The 22,931-nt window shown below is 36.0% G+C and carries 23 protein-coding genes; 7 read left to right on the forward strand and 16 right to left on the reverse strand.

From position 1 onward, the window contains the following. Nucleotide 1: 1 nt before the first annotated feature. The 6 genes from rpsR to BPMYX0001_RS23995 all read right to left on the reverse strand — a co-directional run bounded on the left by rpsR (nt 2) and on the right by BPMYX0001_RS23995 (nt 3,619). Nucleotides 2-235, reverse strand: a complete 234-nt coding sequence (rpsR, locus tag BPMYX0001_RS23970) for a 30S ribosomal protein S18 (RefSeq protein WP_000918874.1) — start codon at nt 233-235, stop codon at nt 2-4. A 45-nt stretch (nt 236-280) separates the two neighbouring features. After that, nucleotides 281-793, reverse strand: coding sequence for a single-stranded DNA-binding protein (ssb, locus tag BPMYX0001_RS23975; protein ID WP_016112819.1), 513 nt, complete (start codon nt 791-793; stop codon nt 281-283). A gap of 27 nt (nt 794-820) precedes the next feature. Continuing rightward, on the reverse strand, nt 821-1,111 hold the full coding sequence (gene rpsF / locus BPMYX0001_RS23980; RefSeq protein WP_003209337.1) for a 30S ribosomal protein S6: 291 nt from the start codon (nt 1,109-1,111) through the stop codon (nt 821-823). A gap of 192 nt (nt 1,112-1,303) precedes the next feature. Next, nucleotides 1,304-2,404 carry a redox-regulated ATPase YchF gene (gene ychF, locus BPMYX0001_RS23985; RefSeq protein WP_006096782.1) on the reverse strand — a complete coding sequence of 367 codons (1,101 nt, stop codon included), beginning with the start codon at nt 2,402-2,404 and terminating at the stop codon, nt 1,304-1,306. A 115-nt stretch (nt 2,405-2,519) separates the two neighbouring features. Further along, nucleotides 2,520-2,717 carry a DUF951 domain-containing protein gene (locus BPMYX0001_RS23990; protein WP_003202584.1) on the reverse strand — a complete coding sequence of 66 codons (198 nt, stop codon included), beginning with the start codon at nt 2,715-2,717 and terminating at the stop codon, nt 2,520-2,522. Nucleotides 2,718-2,737: 20 nt separating this feature from the next. Continuing rightward, the gene (locus BPMYX0001_RS23995) at nt 2,738-3,619 is read right to left on the reverse strand and encodes a mechanosensitive ion channel family protein (protein WP_003202583.1); all 882 of its coding nucleotides are present in this window, start codon (nt 3,617-3,619) and stop codon (nt 2,738-2,740) included. Nucleotides 3,620-3,891: 272 nt separating this feature from the next. Here BPMYX0001_RS23995 and yyaC point away from each other — a divergent pair, with 272 nt between their 5' ends. Next, nucleotides 3,892-4,488 (forward strand): spore protease YyaC, encoded by a 597-nt coding sequence (gene yyaC / locus BPMYX0001_RS24000; RefSeq protein WP_006096784.1) that lies wholly within the window; start codon nt 3,892-3,894, stop codon nt 4,486-4,488. A 20-nt stretch (nt 4,489-4,508) separates the two neighbouring features. Here the strand turns inward: yyaC and BPMYX0001_RS24005 are convergent, their stop codons facing one another. From BPMYX0001_RS24005 to rpmH, 10 genes are all read right to left on the reverse strand, one after another. After that, on the reverse strand, nt 4,509-5,360 hold the full coding sequence (locus BPMYX0001_RS24005) for a ParB/RepB/Spo0J family partition protein (protein WP_018782455.1): 852 nt from the start codon (nt 5,358-5,360) through the stop codon (nt 4,509-4,511). Then, on the reverse strand, nt 5,353-6,114 hold the full coding sequence (soj, locus tag BPMYX0001_RS24010; protein WP_006096785.1) for a sporulation initiation inhibitor protein Soj: 762 nt from the start codon (nt 6,112-6,114) through the stop codon (nt 5,353-5,355). Before soj ends, BPMYX0001_RS24005 begins: the two co-directional genes overlap by 8 nt. 189 nt (nt 6,115-6,303) lie before the next feature. After that, on the reverse strand, nt 6,304-7,176 hold the full coding sequence (gene noc / locus BPMYX0001_RS24015; RefSeq protein WP_003209340.1) for a nucleoid occlusion protein: 873 nt from the start codon (nt 7,174-7,176) through the stop codon (nt 6,304-6,306). Between the two features lie 105 nt (nt 7,177-7,281). Next, entirely contained in the window at nt 7,282-8,001 is a 720-nt protein-coding gene (gene rsmG / locus BPMYX0001_RS24020; protein ID WP_006096787.1) for a 16S rRNA (guanine(527)-N(7))-methyltransferase RsmG, read from the reverse strand. A gap of 21 nt (nt 8,002-8,022) precedes the next feature. Then, nucleotides 8,023-9,912 carry a tRNA uridine-5-carboxymethylaminomethyl(34) synthesis enzyme MnmG gene (mnmG, locus tag BPMYX0001_RS24025; RefSeq protein WP_006096788.1) on the reverse strand — a complete coding sequence of 630 codons (1,890 nt, stop codon included), beginning with the start codon at nt 9,910-9,912 and terminating at the stop codon, nt 8,023-8,025. 45 nt (nt 9,913-9,957) lie between these two features. Further along, nucleotides 9,958-11,334: a tRNA uridine-5-carboxymethylaminomethyl(34) synthesis GTPase MnmE gene (gene mnmE, locus BPMYX0001_RS24030; RefSeq protein WP_003202594.1), complete on the reverse strand. Its 1,377-nt coding sequence runs from the start codon at nt 11,332-11,334 to the stop codon at nt 9,958-9,960. 236 nt (nt 11,335-11,570) lie between these two features. Beyond that, nucleotides 11,571-12,188, reverse strand: a complete 618-nt coding sequence (gene jag / locus BPMYX0001_RS24035) for an RNA-binding cell elongation regulator Jag/EloR (RefSeq protein ID WP_018764823.1) — start codon at nt 12,186-12,188, stop codon at nt 11,571-11,573. Next, the gene (gene spoIIIJ, locus BPMYX0001_RS24040) at nt 12,185-12,952 is read right to left on the reverse strand and encodes a YidC family membrane integrase SpoIIIJ (protein ID WP_018782457.1); all 768 of its coding nucleotides are present in this window, start codon (nt 12,950-12,952) and stop codon (nt 12,185-12,187) included. The genes jag and spoIIIJ overlap by 4 nt, the downstream gene beginning before the upstream one ends. A 58-nt stretch (nt 12,953-13,010) precedes the next feature. Next, nucleotides 13,011-13,358, reverse strand: a complete 348-nt coding sequence (gene rnpA / locus BPMYX0001_RS24045; RefSeq protein ID WP_016112830.1) for a ribonuclease P protein component — start codon at nt 13,356-13,358, stop codon at nt 13,011-13,013. A 76-nt stretch (nt 13,359-13,434) separates the two neighbouring features. After that, entirely contained in the window at nt 13,435-13,569 is a 135-nt protein-coding gene (rpmH, locus tag BPMYX0001_RS24050) for a 50S ribosomal protein L34 (protein WP_000831901.1), read from the reverse strand. A 563-nt stretch (nt 13,570-14,132) separates the two neighbouring features. On the opposite strand from rpmH, the gene dnaA reads away from it, so the two are divergent. The 6 genes from dnaA (at nt 14,133) to gyrA (ending at nt 22,795) form a co-directional block, all read left to right on the forward strand. Next, nucleotides 14,133-15,473 carry a chromosomal replication initiator protein DnaA gene (gene dnaA / locus BPMYX0001_RS24055; protein WP_003194153.1) on the forward strand — a complete coding sequence of 447 codons (1,341 nt, stop codon included), beginning with the start codon at nt 14,133-14,135 and terminating at the stop codon, nt 15,471-15,473. Between the two features lie 178 nt (nt 15,474-15,651). Then, the gene (gene dnaN / locus BPMYX0001_RS24060) at nt 15,652-16,797 is read left to right on the forward strand and encodes a DNA polymerase III subunit beta (RefSeq protein WP_003194151.1); all 1,146 of its coding nucleotides are present in this window, start codon (nt 15,652-15,654) and stop codon (nt 16,795-16,797) included. 127 nt (nt 16,798-16,924) lie between these two features. Continuing rightward, the gene (yaaA, locus tag BPMYX0001_RS24065; protein WP_003194149.1) at nt 16,925-17,137 is read left to right on the forward strand and encodes a S4 domain-containing protein YaaA; all 213 of its coding nucleotides are present in this window, start codon (nt 16,925-16,927) and stop codon (nt 17,135-17,137) included. 12 nt (nt 17,138-17,149) lie between these two features. Next, nucleotides 17,150-18,277: a DNA replication/repair protein RecF gene (gene recF, locus BPMYX0001_RS24070; RefSeq protein WP_006096801.1), complete on the forward strand. Its 1,128-nt coding sequence runs from the start codon at nt 17,150-17,152 to the stop codon at nt 18,275-18,277. A gap of 38 nt (nt 18,278-18,315) precedes the next feature. Continuing rightward, the gene (gene gyrB / locus BPMYX0001_RS24075) at nt 18,316-20,238 is read left to right on the forward strand and encodes a DNA topoisomerase (ATP-hydrolyzing) subunit B (protein ID WP_006096802.1); all 1,923 of its coding nucleotides are present in this window, start codon (nt 18,316-18,318) and stop codon (nt 20,236-20,238) included. 88 nt (nt 20,239-20,326) lie between these two features. Next, nucleotides 20,327-22,795 (forward strand): DNA gyrase subunit A, encoded by a 2,469-nt coding sequence (gene gyrA / locus BPMYX0001_RS24080; protein ID WP_006096803.1) that lies wholly within the window; start codon nt 20,327-20,329, stop codon nt 22,793-22,795. The last annotated feature ends 136 nt before the right edge of the window (nt 22,796-22,931 follow it).

A 22,931-nucleotide genomic window follows, 5' to 3' on the forward strand; every position in this document is an offset into this window, starting at 1 on the left:
ATTATTCACCAACATATGGTAAAAGTGCCATTTGACGAGCACGTTTAATTGCAACTGTAAGTTTGCGTTGGTATTTTGCGCTTGTTCCTGTTACACGACGAGGTAAAATTTTACCACGCTCAGAAACGAAACGTTTTAATAAATCAACATCTTTATAGTCAATGCGAGTGATGCCGTTAGATGTGAAGAAACACACCTTACGACGTTTCGCACGTCCACCTTTGCGTCCTGCCATGTCTATTTCCCTCCATTCTTTGTTAAAAATAACCGATTTATACCATTAGAATGGTAAATCGTCGTCCGAAATATCAATCGGTTGACCTACATTTGAAAATGGATCGTCATTCTTCGTAAATCCAGAGTTACCTGAGTTACCTGAATTACCAGATTGACCAAATGGGTTAGAGCCTTGGTTACCGTAACCAGCTCCTGATGGTTGCTGATTGAATGAACCACGTTGCTCCCCACCGCCATTACGCGGCTCTAAAAATTGTACGCTCTCCGCAAGAACCTCTGTTACATATACACGCTTACCATCTTGTCCCTCATAATTACGAGTTTGAAGACGTCCATCTACGCCTGCTAAGCTACCTTTTTTCAAATAATTCGCCACGTTTTCTGCTTGTTTACGCCATATTACACAATTAATAAAGTCAGCTTCACGCTCACCTTGTTGATTTGCAAATGCGCGATTTACAGCTAACGTGAAAGTAGCTACCGCAACACCATTGGGCGTGTAACGTAAGTCAGGGTCCTTAGTTAAACGACCAACGAGGATAACACGATTCATCAATCGAACCACTCTCCCTATATATCTTAATTATTTTTCTTCTTCTTTAACAACGATGTGACGAAGGATATCTTCGTTGATCTTAGCTAAACGATCGAATTCTTTAACAGCTTCTGCATCAGAATTTACGTTTAAGATCATGTAGAAACCGTCACGTAAGTCGTTGATTTCGTAAGCTAAACGACGCTTACCCCACTCTTTTGTGTTAATGATTTCTGCACCATTGTTAGTTAAAACGCCTGCGAAGCGCTCAACTAAAGCTTTTTGAGCTTCTTCCTCCATGTTTGGACGGATGATGTACATGATTTCGTACTTTTTCATTACACTTTCACCTCCTTTTGGTCTAAACGGCCCATAATGGGCAAGGAGCAATTAATTATATAGTAATTACTCACGAGTTTAGATTATATCATAGTAAGTTAGATGAATCAACTAACCAATAAATAAAAAACTTGGCAAACATATGATATATTTGCCAAGTTTATATCCCTATTTTTCCTAGGAAATATAAAATTACACGTTAAAGCGGAAGTGCATAACATCTCCATCTTTTACGATATACTCTTTTCCTTCTAAACGTACTTTTCCAGCTTCTTTAGCTGCTGTCATAGAACCGTTCTCCATTAAATCATCATATGAAACTGTTTCAGCACGAATAAATCCACGTTCAAAGTCTGTATGGATAACACCAGCACATTGTGGTGCCTTCATACCTTTCTTAAACGTCCATGCACGTACTTCTTGTACACCAGCTGTGAAATAAGTAGCTAAGCCTAATAAATCGTATGCAGCACGAATCAGCTGATCTAAACCTGATTCTTCAATACCTAACTCTTCAAGGAATACTTTTTTCTCTTCCTCATCTAACTCAGCAATTTCTGATTCAATTTTTGCACAAACAACAATTACTTGTGAATTTTCATTTGCCGCAAATTCTTTTACCATCTGCACATATTCATTTTCAGATGGATCCATGATATCATCTTCACTTACGTTTGCTACATAAAGCATCTCTTTCGTCGTAAGCAAATGAAGACCTTTAACAATTTTCATTTGTTCTTCTGTAAACTCAACAGTACGAGCTGGTTTTCCCGCTTCAAATGCTTCTTTTAAGCGAACTAAAATTTCGTGCTCATATACTGCTTCTTTATCCTTTTGTCTTGCTAATTTTGCTACACGTTCAATACGTTTATCAACAGATTCTAAATCTGCTAAAATTAGCTCTAAATTGATTGTTTCAATATCATCAATTGGATCTACTTTTCCTGAAACGTGTGTAATATTTTCATCCTCAAAACAACGAACAACTTGGCAAATTGCGTCTACTTGGCGAATATGAGATAAGAATTTGTTTCCTAATCCTTCACCTTTACTTGCACCTTTTACGATACCTGCGATATCAGTAAATTCAAATACAGTTGGAACAGTTTTTTTCGGTTCTACTAGTTCCGTTAATTTATTTAAGCGTTCATCTGGTACTTCTACAATCCCTACGTTCGGATCAATTGTACAGAATGGATAGTTTGCAGATTCTGCTCCCGCTTGTGTAATTGCATTAAATAATGTTGATTTCCCTACGTTAGGTAAACCAACAATCCCAGCCGTTAATCCCATATTTTTCACTCCTATGTCTCAATCTTCCATCATTATAGATAGTAACGAATAAAATGACAAGTTCCCTAAAAGTTCAAAAAAGTAACAGCTGCCTGGAGCAGCTGTTACTTCTTCTCTATTCTTCATGCTTTACAAGAATTTTTTTCACCTTGCGATCAAACTCTCTTCGAGGAATCATTACCGAATGGCCACATCCCTCGCACTTAACGCGGATATCCATTCCCATACGAATAATTTTCCAACGATTTGCACCACATGGATGGGCCTTCTTCATTTCCACAACATCGTACAAGTTATATTGCTTTTGCTCCACTCTCTAAACCCCTCTCACAACTAATTTGCTTTCTCACTAACCATTTCTTCCCGATTATATAAGACCATACGTGGATATGGAATTTCAATACCATGTAAATCAAGACGATTTTTAATCTCTTTACGAAGGGCTCTAGCAATAGCCATATGTTTCATTGGTTCTACTTCAGAGACAACACGTAGTACAACTTCAGATGCAGCAAGTGTTTGAATTCCTAATAATTCTGGTTTTGCTACCATTTCTTCATATCTTTCAGGTAATTCCTCTAATAAATCTTCAATTACCTGTTCTGCTCGTGCTATATCACCTTCATAGGAAATTGATATATCAACAAAAGCTACACTATTACTAATGGAAAAGTTCGTTACTTGCGTAATACCACCATTTGGCAAAATATGAATTTCCCCTGTCCAGCTTTTTATCTTTGTTGTACGTAATCCAATTTCTAAAACTACACCTTCAAATTGACCGATACGAACATGGTCACCTACCGAAAACTGATCTTCTAATAAAATAAACAATCCTGTAATAACATCTTTTACTAAGCTTTGAGCACCAAAACCGACTGCTAAACCGATTACCCCAGCCCCAGCTAGTAAACCTGATGCATTAATGTTAAATACGCCTAAAATCGCTATTAACATTATGAACATAACAACGTATGCCACAATGTTTTCAAGCAATTTCGCTACTGTAACTGTACGACGCTCTGAGATTTGAATTGGTGAACGACTTCCCATACGGAATGCATTTCTTACAATTGCTCTAGCAATACGTACTACTACTGCACCAAGTACTAAAATTATCAATATTTTTAATGTTGCCATTCCGACATAAGCCCAACGATCTGAATCTAATAAATATCTCTTGGTAGCTTCGAATCCTTGTGTTAATACATCCATATACTTCTACCTCTCCGATAAAAATTTCTTTTTCATTCATTCTTTATTGTATCAGAAGTTTTCTCCATTTCTGAAAAAAAATTTATTGCTGTATTTGCATTTGTTCACTTTGATTCAGGTATAAAATGTAATGAATATATATATACTAGTACTATTATTTCCTGTTTTATAAACGGCTTGCAAAAATAAAGAACTTATAATTTTCCATATTACATTTTTTTCAATAAAACTTTACAGTGAATCATAAAATTTATCAGAAGGATGGATGATTCATGAATATAGGGAATTTCCGCTTACCTTTTTTTGAAAAAGAATCACAAAATATTATGCATCACGATTTAGAGGCTTGTACAACAATTAGTGATTTTCTTCTCTCACATATACCTATTAGTCAAAATACCCCCCTCAGCCTAATTTGCATAGGAACAGATCGTTCAACCGGTGACGCCCTTGGCCCACTAGTCGGATCTAAACTAGAACAAATGAACATTCAAAATTTCCACGTATTCGGCACACTTGATGAACCAATCCATGCGTTAAATCTCGAAGATAAAATTCAGAATATACAAACTTTAATTCCTGATTCTTTTATTATTGCCATTGATGCTTGTCTTGGAAAATCACAAAGTATCGGTTCCATAACTGTTGGTGAAGGACCTAGTAAACCTGGTGCAGCAATGAACAAAAAGTTACCTGTAATTGGCGAGCTACACATACATGGTATCGTAAATTTAAATGGTTTCATGGAATTTTTTGTCTTGCAAAATACAAGATTAAGCCTCGTTATGAAAATGGCGGACGTTATTGCCCAAAGTATAAAGGAAACAGATCAGAAATTATCCGTATTAAAAAAGGCAAACCATCTATAAATAAAAAGATGGTTTGCTTTTCAGTTTTCCCCAGATAATAATTCTAAAATGCGATTTAAATCTTCCTTATCGAAAAATTCTATTTCAATTTTCCCTTTTTCTTTCTTTGTTTCTTTAATTTTTACACCTGTTCCAAACTTTTCTCTTAACAATGTTTCACGCTCTTCGAAAAATATATTCCGCTCTCGCTTCACTGTCTTTGTTTCACGTGAAACGCGTTGATGAATCTGTTGAACAATTTGCTCTAGCTGTCTAACATTCAATCCTTCTTTTTCAATACGCTTTAATAAAGACTTTAGCTGTTCTTCATCTTTTATTGTAAGTAATGTCCGTCCATGTGCCATGGATAGACTTCCATTCGCAATCATTTCTTGAACAAATAAAGGAAGTGTAAGCAACCGAACATAATTAGCAATATATGGCCTACTTTTTCCAAGGCGCTTTGCTAATTGCTCTTGAGTTACATTCAACTCATCCATTAGCATTTGATATGCCAAAGCTTCTTCCATTGGATTTAAATCTTCACGTTGTAGATTTTCTAACAAAGCAAACTCCATCATTTGCTGTTCATTTAATTCTCGAACGACAGCTGGCACCTTTTCAAGGCATGCTTCTTTTGCAGCACGGTATCTACGTTCACCAGCAACGATTTCATATCCTTTAATACTTTTCCTTACGATTAAAGGCTGTAAAATACCATGTTCTTTAATAGATGCTGCCAGTTCTTGAATAGCTTCTTTTTGAAAGTTTTTACGCGGTTGGTAGGGGTTTGGCCTTAATTCAGTTAGTGCAATTTCCTGAATTTTTTCTTCCTCTCTCACATCTAAATCTGGAAAAAAAGCATTAATCCCTCTTCCTAATCCTTTAGCCACCAGCAATCACTTCCTCTGCTAAATCTATATACACTTCTGCACCTCTTGATTTAGCATCATACTGCATAATTGGTTTTCCATGACTTGGTGCTTCACTCAAACGAACATTGCGCGGAATAATAGAACGATATACTTTATCTCGAAAATATTTCTTCACTTCATCTATAACTTGAATCCCTAAATTTGTACGTGCATCTAGCATGGTTAATAGTACACCTTGAATTGCTAAATTTTTATTTAAATGCTTTTGTACAAGTCGAACTGTATTCAGTAATTGACTCAATCCTTCCAATGCGTAGTATTCACACTGAACTGGAATAATAACAGAATCTGCTGCCGTTAGTGCATTAATTGTTAATAAGCCTAAAGATGGGGGACAATCAATAATAATATAATCATATTCATTACGGATTGGCTGCAAAGCCCTTTGTAAACGAACTTCCCGGGAAATGGTCGGTACCAGTTCAATTTCAGCACCTGCCAATTGAATTGTAGCAGGTAGAACATCTAAATTTTCAGTTGCGGTTTTTTGTATAACCCCTTGAACATCAGTATCTTCCACAAGAACATTATAAATACATTGATCTAATTCCGACTTTTCAATTCCTACACCTGTCGTTGCGTTCCCCTGAGCATCAATGTCAATAAGCAATACTTTTTTTCCTACCTGTGCCAATCCAGCTCCTAGGTTAACAGACGTTGTTGTTTTCCCTACACCGCCTTTTTGATTAGCAATAGCAATGATTTTTCCCATGATGTCACCTACTTTCAACCTTTCTGTCTTATTCTGAAAATAATTATGTTTATTGTAACATGAAATGAAAATTTTTCTTTTGCATCCTTATTAAACTTCAAAATTTATTCCAAAACTCCTTCTTCATTTAAGAAGAAAAATATAGGAAAAGAGATCTCTCCAAAGGATGAGATCTCTTGCAAATATGAATTATTTTTTTTTAGGAATCTTAATTGTGATCTGATAGTACTCATCAAATTCTTCTTCTTCAGAGTTTACTTTCAGTCCACTATTTGTAACCATTTGTAGCGATTGTCTAATCGTATTCATTGCAATTCGCATATCACGACTTACTGCTTTCTGTTTTGCCTTACGCTTTGGTTTTACTTCTTCCAATAGCTTAGCAATGCGTTCCTCAGTCTGTTTTACATTCAATTGCTTTTCTACAATTTCTTGTAAAACTTTCAACTGTAATTCTTCATTTTTTAAAGGAATAAGGGCACGGGCATGACGTTCTGTAATACTCTTTTCTAGCAATGCTCGTTTAATTTCTTCAGGCAACTTTAATAATCGCAACTTATTTGCGATTGTTGATTGTCCTTTTCCGAGCCTCTGCGCTAATGCCTCTTGTGTTAAATTATGTAACTCAATTAGCTTTTGATAAGCAACAGCCTCTTCAATTGCTGTTAATTCCTCACGTTGCAAGTTCTCAATGAGAGCAACAGAAGCTGTTTCCGTATCATTTAAGTTTTTAATAATCGCTGGAACTTTTTCCCACCCTAATTTCGTTGCAGCACGAAAACGTCTTTCCCCGGCAATAATTTCATACTTATCTTCTTCATATTTTCTGATAACAATTGGTTGAATGAGTCCATGTGTACGAATGGTCAACGCAAGTTCATCAATACGCGCGGCATCAAAAACTGTACGTGGTTGATAGCGATTGGGAATGATATTTGCTATCGGAATTTCTTGTATTTCTTCATGTATCTTTTTATCTATTTCTTCATGGCTTTCGTTTTGTAATTCGAATTCGCTCTCTTTATCTCCAAAGCCAAATAAACGAGAAAACGTATTTTTCATACATATTCCACCACCTTTGGGCCTATTGAATGTCCTACACAGAAATGTTTCCTATGAAACATTTACGTTTTCATTTATATAATTTAATCTTACGTCTAATAAGATTTATTTTTCAATAGGTAATTTATTGGGTGTCCCTGGCTTACGCGGATATTTCTTTGGTGTTTTGCGCTTTTTCACGATTGCTAAAATATTACGTTCACTTTCTTCAAATGGTAATTGGAAAGTAGAAATCTCTTTTAGTTCACCGCCAAGTATTTCTAAAGCATACTTACCATTTTCAATCTCTTCGTTGGCAGCTGCACCTTTCATAGCGATAAATGTCCCACCTACTTTTACAAGAGGTAAACATAACTCACTCAATACAGAAAGACGTGCTACCGCACGCGCCATCACGATATCAAATGATTCACGTACACCTTCTTTTTTCCCAAATGTTTCAGCACGATCATGACAAAACGCAACATCACTTAGCTCTAATTTTTGGGCTAAATGATTTAAAAAATTGATACGTTTTTGCAATGAATCTACAATCGTTACTTTTAAATGCGGGAAACAAATTTTCAATGGAATACTTGGAAATCCTGCTCCTGCACCGACATCACAAATAGAAAATGGCTTTGAAAAATCATTATAAAAAGCAGCTGTAATCGAGTCAAAAAAGTGTTTTAAATACACTTCTTCTTTCTCTGTAATAGCTGTTAAATTCATTTTCTCATTCCATTCTACTAATGTTTCAAAGTAGATTTTAAATTGCTCTAATTGCCTAGGAGAAAGATTAATTCCTCTTTCTCCTAGCATAGATTGAAATTGTTCTATGTTCATCTTGCCATATCTCCTTATTATTTATTGGTTCGATACTCGCGCAATTTTTCCTTGTTCAATATACACAAGTAAAATGGAAATATCAGCTGGATTTACTCCGGAAATACGGGATGCTTGCCCCATAGAAAGAGGACGAACATCTTTTAATTTTTGTCTTGCTTCAGAAGCGATTCCAGAAATCGCATCATAATCAATATCAACAGGAATCTTTTTGCTTTCCATTTTCTTCATACGTTCTACTTGTTGTAAGGATTTTTCAATATATCCTTCATACTTAATTTGAATTTCTACCTGCTCTGCAATTTCATCGTGTATTTCCACTTCACTTGGCGCAAGAATACGAATATGTTCATACGTCATTTCCGGACGACGTAGTAAGTCACTTGCACGTATTCCATCCTTTAATTCACTTCCACCAACACTGCGAATTAATTCTTGCACTTCAGGACGTGGTTTAATAATAATGCTTTCTAAACGTAATTTTTCTTGTTCAATCTGTTCCTTTTTCACAGTAAAACGCCCGTAACGCTCTTCTGGAATTAAGCCAATTTCTTGGCCAATTTCTGTTAAACGAAGATCGGCATTATCATGACGCAATAATAGACGGTATTCAGCACGGGATGTTAAAAGACGATATGGTTCGTTTGTCCCTTTTGTCACAAGATCATCAATTAAAACACCAATATAAGCATCTGAACGACCTAAAATAACCTCTTTCTTCCCTAGAGAGCGGCATGCTGCGTTAATCCCGGCCATAATTCCTTGTCCTGCTGCTTCTTCGTAACCAGACGTACCGTTAATTTGACCTGCTGTATATAAATTTTTAATTTTTTTCGTCTCCAGTGTCGGCCACAACTGAGTTGGCACAATTGCATCATATTCGATCGCATAACCTGTACGCATCATCTCAACATTCTCTAAACCAGGAATCGTTTTAAGCATTTCACGCTGGACATCTTCCGGTAAACTTGTTGACAAACCTTGTACATATACTTCCTGTGTATTACGACCTTCCGGCTCTAAGAAAATTTGATGACGCGGTTTATCGTTAAATCGCACCACTTTATCTTCAATTGAAGGACAGTAACGTGGACCTGTTCCTTTAATCATACCAGAATACATAGCTGAACGATGCAAGTTTCGATCAATTAAACGATGTGTCTCTTCACTTGTATATGTTAACCAACATGGAATTTGATCCATAATAAATTTTGTGGTTTCAAAAGAAAATGCACGTGGTTTTTCATCACCCGGTTGAATTTCCGTTTTACTATAATCAATTGTATTGCTATTCACACGAGGAGGCGTACCTGTTTTAAATCTGACAAGATCAAAGCCAAGTTCCTCTAGATGCTCAGATAATGTGATAGATGGTTGCTGATTATTCGGACCACTTGAGTATTTTAAATCGCCCATGATAATCTCACCACGTAGGAATGTACCCGTTGTAATTACAACTGTTTTCGCTGTATATTCAGCACCTGATTGTGTAATTACACCTTTACATACATCATCCTCAACAATTAGACGCTCTACCATTCCTTGACGTAATGTTAAATTTGGCGTTTCTTCAATTGTTTTCTTTAATTCGTGTTGATATGAAAATTTATCCGCTTGTGCACGAAGGGCGCGTACAGCTGGACCTTTTCCCGTGTTTAACATACGCATTTGGATGTGAGTTTTATCAATGTTTCGTCCCATCTCACCGCCTAATGCATCAATCTCACGTACAACAATCCCTTTCGCTGGTCCACCAACAGAAGGGTTACATGGCATAAAAGCAACCATATCTAAATTAATTGTTAACATTAATGTTTTTGAGCCCATTCGTGCTGCTGCAAGCCCAGCTTCACATCCTGCATGACCTGCACCGATTACTATGACATCGTAAGAACCGGCATTGTATCCCATTATTATTCCTCCTAAAATTATCTATCCTTCTAAAACAACTATATGTTATTTTCCTAAACAAAATTGAGAAAATAATTGGTCGATTAAGCTTTCATGAACAGTATCACCAGTAATTTCACCAAGGATTTCCCACGTTCTTGTTAGATCGATTTGAACCATATCAATTGGCACACCGTTCTCTATTGCCTCAATTGCATCTCCAATTGTCTTTTCCGCTTGTGTTAATAAACCGATATGTCTCGCATTAGAAACATACGTCATATCTGCTGACTCAATTGTTCCTTCAAAGAATAGATCTGCTATCGCTTTTTCTAGCTCATCCACACCTTTTTCTTCAATTAGCGACGTTGTGATCATACGATTTTTACCTGCTAATTCTGTAACACGTTTCATATCAATTTGCTTTGGTAAATCCGTTTTATTTACAATGACAATAAAGTCTTTTCCTCGCACTGCACGGAATAAGTCTTCATCTTCATTTGTTAATGCTTCACTATAGTTTACTACAATTAGAACTAAATCAGCCTGTCCCATCATTTCTTTTGATCGTTCTACACCGATTCGTTCAACAATATCTTCAGTTTCACGGATTCCCGCCGTATCAATAAGTTTAAGTGGCACACCACGCACATTGACATACTCTTCAATTACATCGCGCGTTGTTCCTGCTATATCTGTCACAATCGCCTTTTTCTCTTGCACGAGACTATTTAATAACGAGGATTTCCCAACGTTCGGTCTTCCGATAATTGCTGTTGCAATTCCTTCTCGTAAAATTTTCCCTTGCTTAGATGTCTCCAATATTTTTTTAATTTCACCGCGAACATGTGTGGCTTTTTCAATTAAAATATTGTGCGTCATTTCTTCGACATCATCGTATTCTGGATAATCTATATTTACTTCTACATGAGCTAATGTTTCTAAAATTTCCTGACGAAGGCGACCGATTAATTTAGATAATCGCCCTTCCATTTGATTCATTGCTACGTTCATCGCTCGATCTGTTTTCGCACGAATCAAATCCATTACAGCTTCTGCTTGCGATAAGTCAATACGCCCATTTAAAAATGCACGCTTTGTAAATTCACCCGGTTCTGCCAAACGCACTCCTTGAGCCAAAATAAGTTGTAATACTTTATTTACAGAAACAAGACCACCGTGACAATTGATCTCTACAATATTTTCACGCGTAAATGTCCTTGGCGCTCGCATAATCGATACCATTACCTCTTCGATAACTTGATCTGTATCTAAATCAACAATATGACCGTAGTGAATCGTATGAGAAGAAACTGCCGTTAAATCTTTCCCTTTAAAAATGCGATTGACCTTTTCAATCGCATCCTCTCCACTTACTCGAACAATGGCAATTGCCCCTTCTCCAAGTGCCGTGGAAATTGCAGCAATTGTATCAAAATCCATGTCCTTTCACCTCACTTGCTTATTTCTCTCTATTTCAACATGATTTTTTCTTTCACTAAACTATTAGGATACCATAACGAACCTATCTACAAAAGAATAATAACTCATTTTATTATGTCCTCATGTAAAAAACACTAAACTTATTCACAGTGGATAAGTTTAGTGTTTTTTAGTTATCCACAATCTATTTTTCATAAATTAACAAGAAAAAAACCGGTACTCGAATGAGTAACCGGTTATTTGGAAGATATTACAACATGTCGATGTGGTTCTTTCCCTTCGGAAGTTGTAATTACATTTGGATGATTGGACAATGCTTGATGAATAATTTTTCTCTCAAAAGAAGGCATTGGTTCTAACACAACATTTTTTTTAGTTACCGTGACCTGTTTTGCTAATCGATAAGAAAGCGATTCTAACGTATCTTTTCTCTTACTACGATAGTTTTCAGCATCAATTGTGATACCAATATATTGCTTTGTACTGCGATTCGCAACAAGTTTTGTTAAATATTGTAAAGAATTTAATGTATGTCCTCTTTTCCCGATCAATACCCCTACATCTTTTCCAAAAAGTGTAAACTCAATTTCTCGGCCCTTTACATTTTTCGTAATCATCACATCCACACCCATTTCCTGAACAACACTTTGTAAGTATTGCTCAGCTTCTTGAATGGGATCTTTCTTCATTACAACTTCCACGATAGCTGGACGATTCCCTATAAAACCTAGAAATCCTCTCTTTCCCTCATCAATCACATTCACGTCTACTTGATCCCTTGAAACTTTTAATTGTCTTAAAGCATCTTGTACTGCCAGCTCGACTGTTTGTCCTTTAGCAGTAATTATACTCACTTGCTTGATCCTCCTGCCTTACTAGCCTTAATTTCAGGCCCTTTGATCATATACATTTGAGCGATACCAAAGATGTTACCAACTACCCAATATAGTGATAATGCTGCTGGGAAGTTAATTGCAAAGACTAAAATCATGATTGGCATAAGCCAAATCATCATTGCCATTTGTGGATTTTGTCCAGCAGTACCTGCCATTGCAAGTTTTTGCTGAATAAATGTTGTGATTGCCGCAACAATTGGAAGGATATAGTACGGATCCGCATGTCCTAAATCAAACCATAAGAAGCTATGTTGCTTAATCTCTGCCGTCCTCATAATTGCATGGTAAAATGCGAATAAAATTGGCATTTGAATAAAAATTGGTAAACAACCTGCTAATGGATTTACACCGTGTGTTTTATACAACTGCATCATTTCTTGTTGTAACTTTTGCTGCGTCGCTTGGTCTTTAGAACTATATTTCTCTTTTAACTTCGCCATTTCTGGTTGCAATACTTGCATTGCCTTCGTACTCTTCGTCTGCTTAATCATTAATGGTAACAATGCAAAACGAATGATAAGAGTTGTGACAACAATCGCTAAACCATAATTACTACCAAATAAGTTTGCAAAATACGTGATTAACTGAGAAAGCGGGTATACGAAATATTCATTCCAGATCCCTGTACTTTTCGGTGTAATCGGCTGATTCGTTTCATTACAGCCAGTAGCAATTGCCATTAAAGCAATAACCATGACTAGTAAGCCTATCTTTTTTTTCACAGCCTGCTCCTCCTTGTTTCGGTATGTATATAGTGTAATTCATTTTCCTTTTCCTACGCTACTTGTTTGTTATTTTAATACCAGAACGCTTAAAAGCATGAATTAAGCTTTTCTTCAATTGTTCGTATGTCATATCTGCACAAGGCTTCCTTGCTATTATAACAAAATCTTTTCCAGAATCTATCTCATCTTTTAATTCTGCAATCGATTGGCGAATCATACGCTTAATTCGATTACGTACTACTGCATTTCCTAACTTTTTGCTAACGGAAAGACCAATGCGAAAGTATGATTGCTCCGCTTTTTCAAGCTGATAGACCACAAACTGACGATTTGCATTTGATTTTCCATTTTGAAAAACAGCCTGAAATTCATCATTTTTCTTTATACGATTTTTTTTCTTCATATCAATTGACACTCCTGTATTTCATCAGCGGAAATTCATTATTACTAGAAAAAAAGACCACTGAACGATCAGTGGTCTACGCAGATAATACTTTTCTTCCTTTACGACGACGAGCTGCTAGCACTTTACGTCCGTTCGCTGTGCTCATACGGCTGCGGAAACCATGTACTTTGCTGCGCTTACGTTTATTTGGTTGGTAAGTTCTTTTCATTATATGACACCTCCCTGAGGAATATCTGTTAAAGACAGTCTTATAAATTATAGTTAATCAACTAGGAAAATGTCAATGGTTCTCTAAATTTTCATCAAATATTCATTTTGAACCTATTCACAATTTTTTTCACAGCTGTTTTATTTCTTTGTGGATAATATATTTTTCATTTTTTTGTATCCACAAATTATTTTTTCACTTTTACACAGTATATCGTATTGTGGACAAGTTTATTCCACAAGGTATTGATTTTGTGGATAACTTTCTGAAATTCATTGCTATCGCTATCTTTTTTTGATATTATAGTTGTGTTTTCACCTTGAACAAGTTTTCCACAAGTTTAGTTTATCCACAAATTGTGCATAACATGTGGACAGTTATAATCACATGTGGGTAAGCAGTTGTCCACATTTGTATTTTTTGTCGAAAACTCTATCTCGTATACAAACGACGTTTTTAGGTTTTAAAATACGTTTCGTATAAATATACATTTCGTTATTTTGAGGTTGTACAATTGTTGCACAACCTTATTCTTTTACCATCTTTGTAAAGGAGGGACACCTTTGGAAAATATCTCTGATTTATGGAATAGTGCTTTGAAAGAACTCGAAAAAAAGGTCAGTAAACCAAGTTATGAGACATGGTTAAAATCAACCAAAGCACATGCTTTGAAAAAAGATATATTAACGATTACAGCTCCGAATGAATTTGCTCGTGACTGGCTAGAATCTCATTATTCAGAACTAATTTCAGAAACACTTTATGATTTAACAGGAGCAAAACTAGAAATTCGCTTTATTATTCCCCAAAGTCAAACTGAAGAGGAGATTGACTATCCTCCTGCTAAAAAGAAAAGAATAAATGATGAGTCCAATCACTTACCACAGAGCATGTTAAATCCAAAATACACGTTTGATACATTTGTTATTGGCTCTGGGAACCGTTTTGCTCATGCAGCTTCATTAGCAGTTGCTGAAGCACCAGCAAAAGCATATAACCCGCTATTTATTTATGGGGGAGTTGGGCTTGGAAAAACACACCTAATGCATGCAATTGGTCATTATGTCATTGAACATAATCCGAATGCTAAGGTTGTTTATTTATCATCAGAAAAATTTACAAATGAATTTATTAACTCTATTCGTGATAATAAAGCTGTCGATTTCCGTAATAAATACCGTAATGTCGATGTCTTGCTTATAGATGATATTCAATTTCTTGCTGGAAAAGAACAAACACAAGAAGAGTTCTTCCATACATTTAATGCGCTACATGAAGAAAGCAAGCAAATTGTAATCTCAAGCGATCGACCGCCAAAAGAGATCCCGACATTAGAAGATCGCCTTCGCTCCCGTTTTGAGTGGGGACTTATTACAGATATTACACCGCCAGATTTAGAGACGAGAATTGCGATTTTACGAAAAAAAGCGAAAGCGGAAGGCCTTGACATCCCAAATGAAGTCATGCTCTATATCGCAAATCAAATCGACTCGAACATTCGTGAACTAGAAGGTGCACTTATTCGAGTTGTTGCTTATTCATCTTTAATTAATAAAGATATTAATGCGGATTTAGCTGCCGAAGCACTTAAAGATATTATTCCAAATTCTAAACCAAAGATTATTTCTATTTATGATATTCAAAAAGCCGTTGGAGATGTTTTTCAAGTTAAACTAGAAGACTTTAAAGCAAAAAAACGCACAAAATCAGTCGCGTTTCCTCGCCAAATTGCAATGTATCTATCACGTGAGTTAACAGATTCATCTTTACCTAAAATTGGTGAAGAATTTGGTGGACGTGATCACACAACGGTCATCCATGCGCACGAAAAAATTTCAAAACTATTAAAAACTGATACACAACTACAAAAACAAGTTGAGGAAATCAATCATATTTTAAAGTAGTAGCTGAATAGTGTGAATAACTTCCCTTGTTTTACACACAGTCTATCCACATGTAGATAGACTGTTTTTCCGTCTCTAAATGGAGTTATCCACATATCCACAAGCCCTATTACTATTACTACTATTTTTTTATATTTATTAAATAAATAAAATCTTATACTTGCCGGAGGTTTTCGCTATGCGTTTTACAATTCAAAAAGACTATCTTGTAAGAAGTGTACAAGATGTAATGAAGGCCGTTTCCTCTCGTACAACTATTCCCATACTTACAGGAATTAAAGTTGTAGTAACTGAAGAAGGTGTTACATTGACAGGAAGCGATGCTGATATTTCGATTGAATCTTTTATTCCAGTTGAAGAAAATGGAAAAGAAATTGTTGAAATTGCACAATCGGGGAGCATTGTTTTACAAGCAAAATATTTTAGTGAGATCGTAAAAAAATTACCAAAAGACACAGTAGAAATCTCTGTGGAAAATCATTTTATGACAAAAATAAAATCTGGAAAGTCAGAGTTTAATCTAAATGGTTTAGATGCTGCTGAATATCCATTATTACCGCAAATTGAAGAACATCATGTATTTAAAATCCCGACAGATTTACTAAAACATATGATTCGTCAAACTGTATTTGCGGTTTCAAGTTCTGAAACTCGTCCGATCTTGACAGGTGTAAACTGGAAAGTGTATAACAGTGAACTGACTTGTATTGCAACAGATAGTCACAGGTTAGCACTTCGTAAAGCGAAGATTGAAGGTCATACAATTTCTGATGAATTTCAAGCGAATGTTGTTATCCCTGGTAAGAGTTTAAATGAATTGAGCAAAATTCTAGATGAGTCTGAAGAAATGGTGGATATTGTCATTACGGAGTATCAAGTATTATTCCGAACTAAACATTTATTATTCTTCTCAAGGTTGTTAGAAGGGAATTACCCGGATACAACACGTTTAATTCCGGCAGAAAGTAAAACCGACATATTTGTAAATACAAAAGAGTTTTTACAAGCAATTGATCGTGCTTCTTTACTAGCAAGAGATGGTCGCAATAATGTTGTGAAATTATCGACGTTAGAACAACAAATGCTGGAACTTTCTTCAAATTCACCAGAAATCGGAAAAGTAGTAGAGGAAGTTCAATGTGAAAAAATAGAAGGGGAAGAATTAAAAATCTCCTTTAGTGCAAAATATATGATGGATGCATTAAAAGCGTTAGACAGTACAGAAATTAAAATTAGTTTTACTGGAGCGATGAGACCATTCTTAATTCGTACAGTAAATGATGATTCTATCATCCAATTAATTTTACCAGTTCGTACTTACTAAGCGAGAGTGAGGGTTACTAGTTTGAATATGCTAGTGGCCCTTATTTGATTTTCGGGGTATTACTTTCCTAATGCGGGTTTATTTAGTACAATGAAAGAATGAACACTTTCAGAAAGTGAGCGATTTTATGAAACGTATTAAGATTTCAACTGAGTATATTACACTGGGACAATTTTTAAAGTTAGCTGATGTAATTGATACAGGCGGTGCTGTTAAATGGTTCTTACAAGAATACGAAGTGTATGTCAATCAAGAGCTTGAAAATAGAAGAGGCCGAAAGTTGTATGCAAATGATATTGTTGAAATTCCGGGAAACGGAACATTTCAAGTTCAAGCATAAAGGGGGAGCCCTTTGTATATTAAAGAATTACAATTAAAAAATTATCGCAATTATGAATATCTGGATCTCTCCTTTGAGGATAAAGTGAATGTAATTATTGGTGAAAATGCTCAAGGGAAAACGAATTTGATGGAAGCTATTTATGTATTAGCGATGGCCAAGTCTCATCGAACTTCGAACGATCGTGAACTTATCCGGTGGGATGAGGATTATGGTAAAATAAAAGGTAGATTACAAAAGCGAAACAGTTCCTTGTCTTTAGAATTAAATATTTCTAAAAAAGGGAAGAAGGCAAAATTAAATCAGCTAGAACAACAAAGGTTAAGCCAATATATTGGTGAAATGAATGTTGTTATGTTTGCCCCAGAAGATTTAAATCTTGTAAAAGGAAGCCCTCAAGTACGAAGACGCTTTTTAGATATGGAACTTGGACAAATAGCTCCTGTCTATTTGTATGAGTTAAGTCAATATCAAAAAGTGCTCACGCAGCGAAATCACTTGCTTAAAAAAATGCAAGGGAATAGTAAAAATGAGGAAACGATGTTGGATGTATTTACACTGCAACTCATTGAACATGGTACAAAAATTTTGCAAAAACGTTTTGAGTTTCTGCATTTATTACAAGAATGGGCTGCTCCAATCCATCGTGGCATTAGTAGGGGATTAGAGGAACTAGAAATAGTCTATAAACCGAGCGTAGATGTATCAGAATCAATGGGTTTGTCGAAAATAAAAGAAGTATACTATGAAAGTTTTCAATCTGTGAAACAACGTGAAATTTTCCGTGGTACAACTTTAATTGGTCCTCATCGTGACGATTTACAATTCTTCGTTAATGATAAAAATGTTCAAGTCTTTGGTTCACAAGGGCAACAACGAACAACCGCACTTTCCCTAAAGTTAGCTGAAATTGAATTGATTTATTCAGAGGTTAAAGAATATCCAATCCTCTTATTAGATGATGTGTTATCAGAGTTAGATGATTATCGTCAATCACATCTTTTAAATACAATTCAAGGAAAAGTGCAAACATTTGTGACAACGACAAGTGTCGACGGAATTGAACACGAAACATTAAAGCAAGCGAAAACAATTCATGTAACGAACGGCACGGTAGATTGTGAAATAGACAGAACATAATTTCTGTTTAAATGGAAAAGTAGGTGATCTTTGTGTCAATGGAACAAAAGCAAATGCAGGAAAATTCATATGATGAAAGTCAAATACAGGTGCTTGAGGGACTGGAAGCAGTTCGAAAACGCCCGGGTATGTATATTGGATCTACAAGTGGGAAGGGTCTTCATCACCTTGTATGGGAAATTGTAGATAATAGTATTGATGAAGCATTAGCAGGATACTGTGATGAAATTAATGTTAGCATCGAAGAAGATAATAGTATTCGTGTGACGGATAATGGTCGTGGTATTCCAGTTGGTATACAAGAAAAAATGGGACGCCCTGCTGTAGAGGTTATTATGACTGTACTCCACGCAGGTGGTAAATTTGGCGGTGGCGGTTATAAAGTTTCCGGTGGTTTACATGGTGTGGGTGCATCTGTTGTAAATGCTCTATCAACAGAGTTGGAAGTATTTGTACATCGTGAAGGTAAAATTCACTATCAAAAGTATGAACGAGGTATCCCAGCTGCAGATTTAAAGGTAATTGGTGAAACAGATCATACAGGAACAATAACTCGTTTTAAGCCAGATCCAGAAATTTTTAAAGAAACTACAGAATACGATTTTGATACATTAGCAACACGTATGCGTGAACTAGCATTTTTAAATCGTAATATTAAATTGATAATTGAAGATAAACGCGAAAATAAGCAGAAGAAAGAGTTCCATTATGAAGGTGGAATTAAATCTTATGTTGAGCATTTAAACCGCTCGAAGCAACCGATTCATGAAGAACCTGTATATGTAGAGGGTTCGAAAGATGGAATTCAAGTTGAAGTTTCTCTTCAATATAACGAAGGTTATACAAACAATATTTATTCATTTACGAATAATATTCATACGTATGAAGGTGGTACACATGAGGTTGGTTTCAAGACTGCCCTAACACGTGTAATAAATGATTATGGACGAAAAAATAACATCTTAAAAGATGCTGATAGTAACCTAACAGGTGAAGATGTACGTGAAGGACTAACAGCGATTGTTTCCATCAAACATCCGAATCCACAGTTTGAGGGACAAACGAAAACAAAACTTGGAAATAGTGAAGCGAGAACGATTACAGAATCTGTTTTCTCAGAAGCGTTCGAAAAGTTTTTACTTGAGAATCCAAATGTTGCTCGTAAGATTGTGGATAAAGGAACAATGGCAGCACGTGCACGTGTAGCAGCGAAGAAGGCACGTGAATTAACACGCCGAAAGAGTGCGCTGGAAGTATCTAGTTTGCCAGGGAAGCTTGCAGACTGTTCTTCTAAAGATCCTTCGATTAGTGAAATTTACATCGTAGAGGGAGATTCTGCAGGAGGTTCTGCAAAACAAGGACGCGATCGCCACTTTCAAGCGATTTTACCACTTAAGGGTAAAATTATTAACGTTGAAAAGGCACGATTAGATAAGATTTTATCTAATGATGAAGTACGTACGATTATCACAGCGATTGGTACAAATATCGGTGGGGATTTTGATATTGAAAAAGCTCGCTATCATAAAGTTATTATTATGACCGATGCCGATGTTGATGGCGCGCATATTCGTACTCTATTATTAACGTTCTTCTATCGTTATATGCGTCAAATCATTGAACATGGTTATATATATATTGCACAACCACCATTGTTTAAAGTGCAACAAGGGAAAAAGATTCAATATGCTTATAACGATAAAGAGCTTGAAAAGATATTAGCAGAGTTACCAGCTCACCCAAAACCTGGTATTCAGCGTTACAAAGGTCTTGGGGAAATGAATCCGACTCAATTATGGGAAACGACAATGGATCCAGAAGTACGTTCATTACTTCAAGTTTCTCTGCAAGATGCAATTGAAGCAGATGAAACGTTTGAAATTTTAATGGGTGATAAAGTAGAGCCACGTCGTAACTTTATCCAAGAAAATGCAAAATACGTGAAAAACCTTGATATTTAAGTAAGTAATGACAGGAATCTAAGCATTCCTGTCTTCTACATATAAATCAATGTATATGTAACGGAAATGTAAGAGGAGGTGCTCGTTGATGTCAGACAATCAAGAACAAGCACGAATTCGAGAAATTAATATTAGTCATGAAATGCGTACCTCATTTTTAGATTACGCAATGAGTGTTATCGTATCTCGTGCACTACCAGATGTTCGTGATGGGTTAAAACCTGTGCATCGCAGGGTTTTATACGCAATGAATGATTTAGGGATTACTGCTGATAAAGCATATAAAAAATCAGCGCGTATTGTTGGTGAAGTAATTGGTAAGTATCACCCGCATGGTGATTCAGCCGTTTACGAAACAATGGTACGTATGGCACAAGATTTTAGTCAACGTTATATGCTTGTTGATGGGCATGGTAACTTCGGTTCTGTTGATGGAGATTCAGCAGCAGCAATGCGTTATACAGAAGCAAGAATGTCTAAGATTTCTATGGAGCTGTTGCGTGATATTACGAAAAACACGATAGATTACCAAGACAATTACGATGGTTCTGAGAGAGAACCAATTGTATTACCAGCGCGCTTTCCTAACTTATTAGTAAACGGTACGACAGGTATCGCGGTTGGTATGGCAACAAATATTCCGCCTCATCAACTTGGAGAAGTAATTGATGGCGTGCTAGCATTGAGTCATAATCCTGACATTACTATTGCGGAATTAATGGAATTTATTCCGGGACCAGATTTCCCAACGGCGGGTCTAATCTTAGGGAGAAGTGGAATTCGAAGAGCGTATGAAACAGGTCGCGGTTCTATTATACTTCGTGCTAAAGTTGAAATTGAAGAAAAGGCAAATGGAAAACAAGCAATTATTGTAACAGAGCTGCCTTATCAAGTGAATAAAGCTCGATTAATTGAAAAAATTGCAGAGTTAGTTCGCGATAAAAAAATCGAAGGTATTACAGATTTACGTGATGAGTCAGATCGAAATGGTATGCGTATTGTCATGGAAGTACGCCGTGATGCAAATGCAAACGTACTATTAAATAATTTATATAAACATACAGCGCTTCAAACAAGTTTCGGTATTAATATGTTATCGCTCGTGAATGGGGAGCCACAAGTATTAAACTTAAAACAAACTTTATATTATTATTTAGAGCATCAACAGGTAGTTATTCGTAGACGTACTGCTTATGAATTAGAGAAAGCGGAAGCTCGGGCTCATATTTTAGAGGGGTTACGAATTGCATTAGATCACCTTGATGAAGTAATTACTTTAATTCGTAGTTCAAAGACTGCTGATATTGCAAAACAAGGATTGATGGAACGTTTCGGTTTAAGTGAAAAACAAGCGCAAGCAATTTTAGATATGCGTCTGCAACGCTTAACAGGACTAGAACGTGAAAAAATTGAACAAGAATATCAAGACTTAATGAAGTTAATTGCTGAATTAAAGGCCATCTTAGCAGATGAAGAAAAGGTTCTTGAAATTATTCGTGAAGAATTAACAGAAGTAAAAGAACGCTTTAATGATAAAAGAAGAACAGAAATTACAATTGGTGGTATGGAATCAATTGAAGATGAGGATTTAATCCCAGAGCAAAATATCGCTATCACACTTACTCATAATGGTTATATCAAAAGGTTACCAGCTTCTACGTACAAAACACAGAACCGTGGAGGACGTGGTGTACAAGGAATGGGTACGAATGATGATGACTTTGTTGAGCATTTATTGACAACGTCTACACATGATCATATTCTATTCTTCACAAACAAAGGTAAAGTATACCGTACAAAAGGATATGAAATTCCAGAGTATAGCCGTACGGCAAAAGGTATACCAATTGTTAATTTGTTAGAAGTAGATAAAGGTGAGTGGGTCAACGCTATTATTCCAATCCGTGAATTTGGTGATGATCAATTCTTATTCTTCACAACAAAACAAGGTATTTCTAAGAGAACGCCTCTTTCATCATTTGCCAATATACGTACGAATGGTTTAATTGCAATTTCCCTTCGTGAAGAGGACGAAGTAATCTCTGTACGCTTAACATCTGGTGATAAGGATATTATTGTTGGAACAAGTAACGGTATGTTAATTCGTTTCAATGAGCAAGATGTTCGTTCTATGGGACGTAATGCGGCAGGTGTAAAAGCTATTACACTAGGTGATGAAGACCAAGTTGTAGGTATGGAAATTGTTGAAGAGGATATGAACGTTTTAATTGTAACCAAAAATGGTTACGGAAAACGTACACCGGTTGATGAATATCGTCTACAAAGTCGCGGTGGTAAAGGTTTAAAAACATGTAATATCACAGATAAAAACGGTAAATTAGTAGCAGTTAAGTCTGTAACTGGCGAAGAAGATATTATGCTAATTACAGCTGCGGGTATTATTATCCGTATGCCAGTTGATCAAATTTCTCAAATGGGTCGTAATACGCAAGGTGTACGATTAATCCGTTTGGAAAATGAACAAGAAGTAGCAACAGTAGCAAAAGCGCAAAAAGATGAAGAAGAAGATGGAAGCGAAGAGGCTTCTGAAGAATAAGAGTGGGGATTTTCCCTCTCTTATTTTTTTTTAGAATAATACTTGCATAGAGATGGGAAAGTCTATATAATAGGCAGAGTCAGCAAATGAGAGATACAAGTTATCGAAAAAACTTGTTGACGAAAATAATATACTG

The organism is Bacillus pseudomycoides DSM 12442, from assembly GCF_000161455.1.
Lineage (GTDB): Bacteria > Bacillota > Bacilli > Bacillales > Bacillaceae_G > Bacillus_A > Bacillus_A pseudomycoides.